The 4,555-nt window shown below is 66.4% G+C and carries 5 protein-coding genes; 2 read left to right on the top strand and 3 right to left on the bottom strand.

What is annotated here, in order from left to right:
• From ACE3UY_RS10010 to ACE3UY_RS10000, 3 genes are all read right to left on the bottom strand, one after another.
• Positions 1–734: S1C family serine protease (locus tag ACE3UY_RS10010; protein ID WP_374687394.1), on the bottom strand; the 734-nt coding region annotated here is incomplete at its 3' end.
• A 309-nt stretch (positions 735–1,043) separates the two neighbouring features.
• Positions 1,044–1,673, bottom strand: a complete 630-nt coding sequence (locus ACE3UY_RS10005; RefSeq protein WP_374687393.1) for a LuxR C-terminal-related transcriptional regulator — start codon at positions 1,671–1,673, stop codon at positions 1,044–1,046.
• Positions 1,674–1,832: 159 nt separating this feature from the next.
• A complete protein-coding gene (locus ACE3UY_RS10000) occupies positions 1,833–3,359 on the bottom strand; it encodes a hypothetical protein (protein ID WP_374687392.1) in 1,527 nt (508 codons plus the stop codon).
• Positions 3,360–3,669: 310 nt separating this feature from the next.
• On the opposite strand from ACE3UY_RS10000, the gene ACE3UY_RS09995 reads away from it, so the two are divergent.
• Both ACE3UY_RS09995 and ACE3UY_RS09990 read left to right on the top strand, forming a co-directional pair.
• A complete protein-coding gene (locus tag ACE3UY_RS09995; RefSeq protein WP_374687391.1) occupies positions 3,670–3,936 on the top strand; it encodes a hypothetical protein in 267 nt (88 codons plus the stop codon).
• Positions 3,937–4,082: 146 nt separating this feature from the next.
• On the top strand, positions 4,083–4,555 hold a 473-nt coding region (locus ACE3UY_RS09990; protein WP_374687390.1), incomplete at its 3' end, for a DUF5979 domain-containing protein.

The raw sequence follows: 4,555 nt of genomic DNA, 5'->3' as shown, positions 1-4,555 counted from the left end.
GTCAGGCCGCCCTCGGCCGCCGGGCTGCCCGTCTCCACGGCGACGATGAGCAGGCCGCGCTTTTGGCCCAACTCGCCTACCAGGTTCTCCGGCAGGTGCACGCGCTGCGTGCTGACGCCCAGATAACCGCGCCGCACCCGCCCGTGGGAGCGCAGCGCCTCGGCCACGCGGCTGACAGTCGTCGCCGGGATGGCCAGGCTGACGCCCTGGCTCAGCCCCGACGTGTTCAGACCCAGCACGCGCCCGCCGGCTCCGACGAGCGGCCCGCCGGAGAAGCCGGGGTACATAACCACGTCGGTCTGCAAGTAGTGGTCGATCTGGCCGCCCATCGGCGTGCGCCAGCTGTCACCCAACGCGCTGACGACGCCGAAGGTGGCCTGGACGGTGCGGCCGGGGCGGCCCAGCGCCAGCACGAAGTGGCCGACGCTCATGTCGGCCTCGTCGGCCGGGGTCAGGGTGCTCAGGCCGGTGGCCTGGACTTGCAGCAGGGCCAGGTCGGTCGCCGGGTCGCGGCCGACCAGGGTGGCCGCGGCGGTCTGGCCGTCGGGCAGGCCGACGGTGATGGCGTCGTCGCGCCGGACGACGTGGTTGGCGGTGACGATCAGCCCGTCGGCCGACCAGATGATGCCGCTGCCGGGGGTGTGGCGCCGCGCCTCGACGCGCACGATGGCCGGGCCGCTGTTCGCCACTACCTCGGCCAGCCCATTGGATAGATCGCGTAACGCTTCAGACATCGTATGTCTCCTATAGGGTGGAAAATGAATTAACCACGGATTCTCACGGATTTAACGGATTAAACGGATTGAGACGCTATAGCCGGGTTTAATCCGTGTCATCCGTGCCATCCGTGAAAATCCGCGGTTAATTCATTCATAGTCTGTAGAAAGCATAGCGCGGGCGAGCGTGGGGCGAATCCACCGAATGGCCGGTGCGCGACCTGCCAATACGGGTAGGGAAGAGAAAGAATCCACAGATTTCACAGATTACACAGATTAAGAGGCGTCCGAAAATCTGTGTAATCTGTGAAATCTGTGGATTCTTCTTCATAGGGAGATAAGCCCCAGCCGGGTGGCGCGGACGACGGCGTCGGTACGGCTCTGGGCGTTGAGCTTGCCCAGCAGGGCGTTGACGTGGAACTTGACGGTGTGGTCGCTGATGGACAGCCGGTGGGCGATGGCCTTGTTGGTCAGCCCCTCGGTCAGCAGGCGCAACACCTCGCTCTCGCGCGGCGTCAACTCGATGTCGGCGGCCGACTCCTCGGCCGGCGGCCGCTCGACCAGCGCGCCGGCCAGCGCCGGGGCGACGACGACCAGCCCGGCGGCCACCGCCCGCACCCCGGCCACCAGCCGCTCCTCGTCCATCTCGCGCGTCAGCACGCCGCGGCAGCCCAGCGCCCAGGCGACGGCCGCGCCCTCCGCGTCCTGGGCCAGCGCCAGCACGGGCACGCCGGCCGGCAACGGTTCGTCCCGGTCGCGCGCCGCCCCCTCCCAGCCCATGTCCCAGATGATCGCGTCGACGGCCGTGTCGGTCAGCCCGGCGGCGGCCTCGGCCAGCGGGTCGCTGCCGCTCTGGCCCACCACCAGGCAGCCGGGCAGCGTCGCCAACAGCGCCGCCAGCCCAGCGCGGGCCAGCGGGTCATCGGCCAAGACGAGAAGGCGCAGAAGCTCATCCATGTGCAGGGGAGCATAGCACGGGAGTCTATGAGAGAGGTAAGAAGTGGAGCAGGTGGCAAGTAGCCCACTCGGCTCAAAGTCCTTAGGTGCAGCCCACTTCAGAAAGTGGGTCGCACCAGCCGCCTGTTATAAGGGTCGGGAAGCTGCGCGCGCTCTACGCTATGGGATAGTGAGCGACAGGTCGTAGATCATCGCCAGAGAACTGTTTTCGACGACCCGAATCATGTGGAGGCCCGTGTGAGTGGTTGTGAACACCAATTCCTCATCGTCGCCTTCGAAGCCTTCGTCGACGCCATCTATCTGCTCCGCGTCGAGTATGTAGATATCAAAGTAGGGATTCTCAAGACCCTGAAGCGAGAGGCGGATGGTGACCTGATCCCCCTCTTCGGCCAGGAAGAACCAGTAGTGCTCGGTGTTCTCCGGCAATTGGACGCCATTGCGCGGGCTGCCGGGCGTGAGCACTTCCTTGAAGGTGAGCAGATACTCCAGGTCGGTGTTGTAGGTGATGGCGTACTCGGTCGCGGTCCCGCCGGCGATGGAGACGCGCACCTCATAGTCGCCCTCGCCGGGCAGCGACGTGACCCGGATCGTCTCGGCCACGCCGGCCGGCGACGTATTCTGGCGGTTGATGATCGGCTGCCCATCTTTCGGCCCAAAGGACAGCACCACATCGGCCGGAGCCGGCGCGACGACGCTGATCTCGATGGCTTCGTCATCGAACAAGTAGATCGTCCACACGTCCGTCACGCCCGCCGCCAGCGACGTCGCCGCGAAGTAGTCGCTCATCATCTCCTGGACGTCGCCGCGCTGCACGACCTGGCCGGCCGCGCCCGTTCCGGTGGGCGTCGGGGTGGGGGGCGTGCCGGTGACGGTCGGTGTGGGCGTGCCCGGCGTGCCCGACGGCGTGCCGCCGGGCGTAGGCGTGCCGGCCGGCGTGCCCGTCTGGCCCGATGGCGGCGTGCCGGCCGGTGTTGTGGCCAAGGGGAAGGGCGTCTCTTCCTCGGACGGGAAGGTTGGGAAGGGCGTCTGGCCGAAATCGCCCCCCTCTTGCGTCGGCTCCAGGTCGGGGAACTCCGGCGTCTCCTCGAACGACGGCGTGGGGAAGAGCGCCCCCTCGTCCGTCGCGCCGGGCAGCGGCTCGATGGTCACCGGCGTGCCTTCCAGCGTGGCGGGTACGCCGGCAATGCTCGTGCCCTCGGCTGGCGGGCCGCCAGGGGTCAGCGTCACCTGCGTCAGCGGGCTGGGCGAGACGATGCGCGACACGTCGAGGTACCACACCTCGCGTTGCGCGGCGTTCTTGCCGCAGCCGACCAGCCCCGACCAGCGCCGCCAGCGCCCCTCGGCCGTCACCGTCAGGTCGGTGGGCAGCAGCGAGCGCACCTGCTGGTCATAGCCGCCGGCCAGGGCGACGAGGCCGCCCTCAGCCAGCCCCCAGGTGGCCGGCGAGGGGTGCGTCTCGGATTCGCAGACGAGGATGGGTTGCAGCCGGAAGAGACCGGTCACCCGCACCAGCGTATCGACGTAGAGGCCGGGCGCGGCCATCAGGTCGGTGACGCCGAGCACGACCGGCCCCGCGCCGCCGGGCGTGGTGGTGGGGCCGGGCGTGGGGAAGGGCGTCGGCACGGCCGACGCGCGCCCGCCACAGGCGACGAGCAGGGCCAATAGCAAGGTAACCAGAGTGAGCACAGCTAGGCGACGCATGACGCGCCCAGTATAGCGGATTGTGACCAAGGGGGCAGTGAATGTGTGGTGAGTATTCAGGTTTCGGTAGGGGCGCACCTACGTGTGCGCCCTGGGGCAGACACGCAGGTCTGCCCCTACCCCTCAATCATATGACATTTGTCACTATTAATTTCCTGATAAGTATGTATAATTATTTACTAGGAGTGCTATTTATCCCCGGCAAAATAGGTAATCGCGCCGCCGGGGGCGGAGCGCTTCCTGCATCTCATGCCGACCAACAGAGCGCCGTGGGCGGGGCAGGGAGAACCGCATCATGACTCGTCGTCGTTGGCAGAAGGTAATGCTGTTGGCGCTGTTAGCGGTCGCCCTGTCGGGGCTGACTGTCGCTCTGGCTCCCGTCGTGTCGCTTTACGATCACGCGGAGACGCTGTTGGCGCAGGCCCGTGCCTCATTTACACGCCGGAATCTGACGGCTACGTCTATCTGCTCGTCGCCGCCGCCGGGGTCAGTACGTTCCGGCTGGACGCCATCGAACTGTTGGGGTTGGTGGTTGAAGAGTAGAAGCGGCTGCGGTTTGTAGTCAGGCGATTCCAGCGTATCTTTTTTTCTACCTTACAGGTGAAACGATTCATGTCTCCTCTTCCCTTGCGAACACCGCTTACACTTCTCCTGCTGTGTGTTAGCCTATTGCTGAGCATCAGCCATATCGCTGCTCAGGACTTGCCCGTGACCGGCGCGCTCCGCGTGACGAAGACCATCGTAGGCGAGAACTACCCAGCCGATTCTCAGTTCACCATCTGCCTGAGCGGCGGCGGCATCGGCGCGACACCCGACTGCCAAACCGTCATCGGCGATGGGGGCATGGCCGAGTGGGTAGAATTGGCTCCAGCCGATGACTACGTTGTCAGCGAGAACGACGCCGGCCCGGATTGGACTGAGCCGGGCGACCAGGCCGGTATCTCCGTCGCGGCCGGCGCGACGACCGAGGTGACCCTCACCAACCTCTACAATCCCTCGCCGGCTACCGGCTCGCTGCGGGTGACCAAGGCCATCACCGGCACGGGCTATCCGGCCAATCCGCAGTTCACCCTCTGCGTCAGCGGCGGCAGCATCGGCCAAACGCCCGACTGCCAGACCGTCAGGGGCGACGGCGACACGGCTGAGTGGCTGGATCTGGCCCCGGCGGCCGACTACGTCAT

It is taken from the genome of Promineifilum sp. (SeqCode) (assembly GCF_041918635.1).
Classification (GTDB): domain Bacteria; phylum Chloroflexota; class Anaerolineae; order Promineifilales; family Promineifilaceae; genus Promineifilum.
Note: the sequence above shows the minus strand (reverse complement) of the source record. Positions and strands in the feature narration are given on the sequence as shown.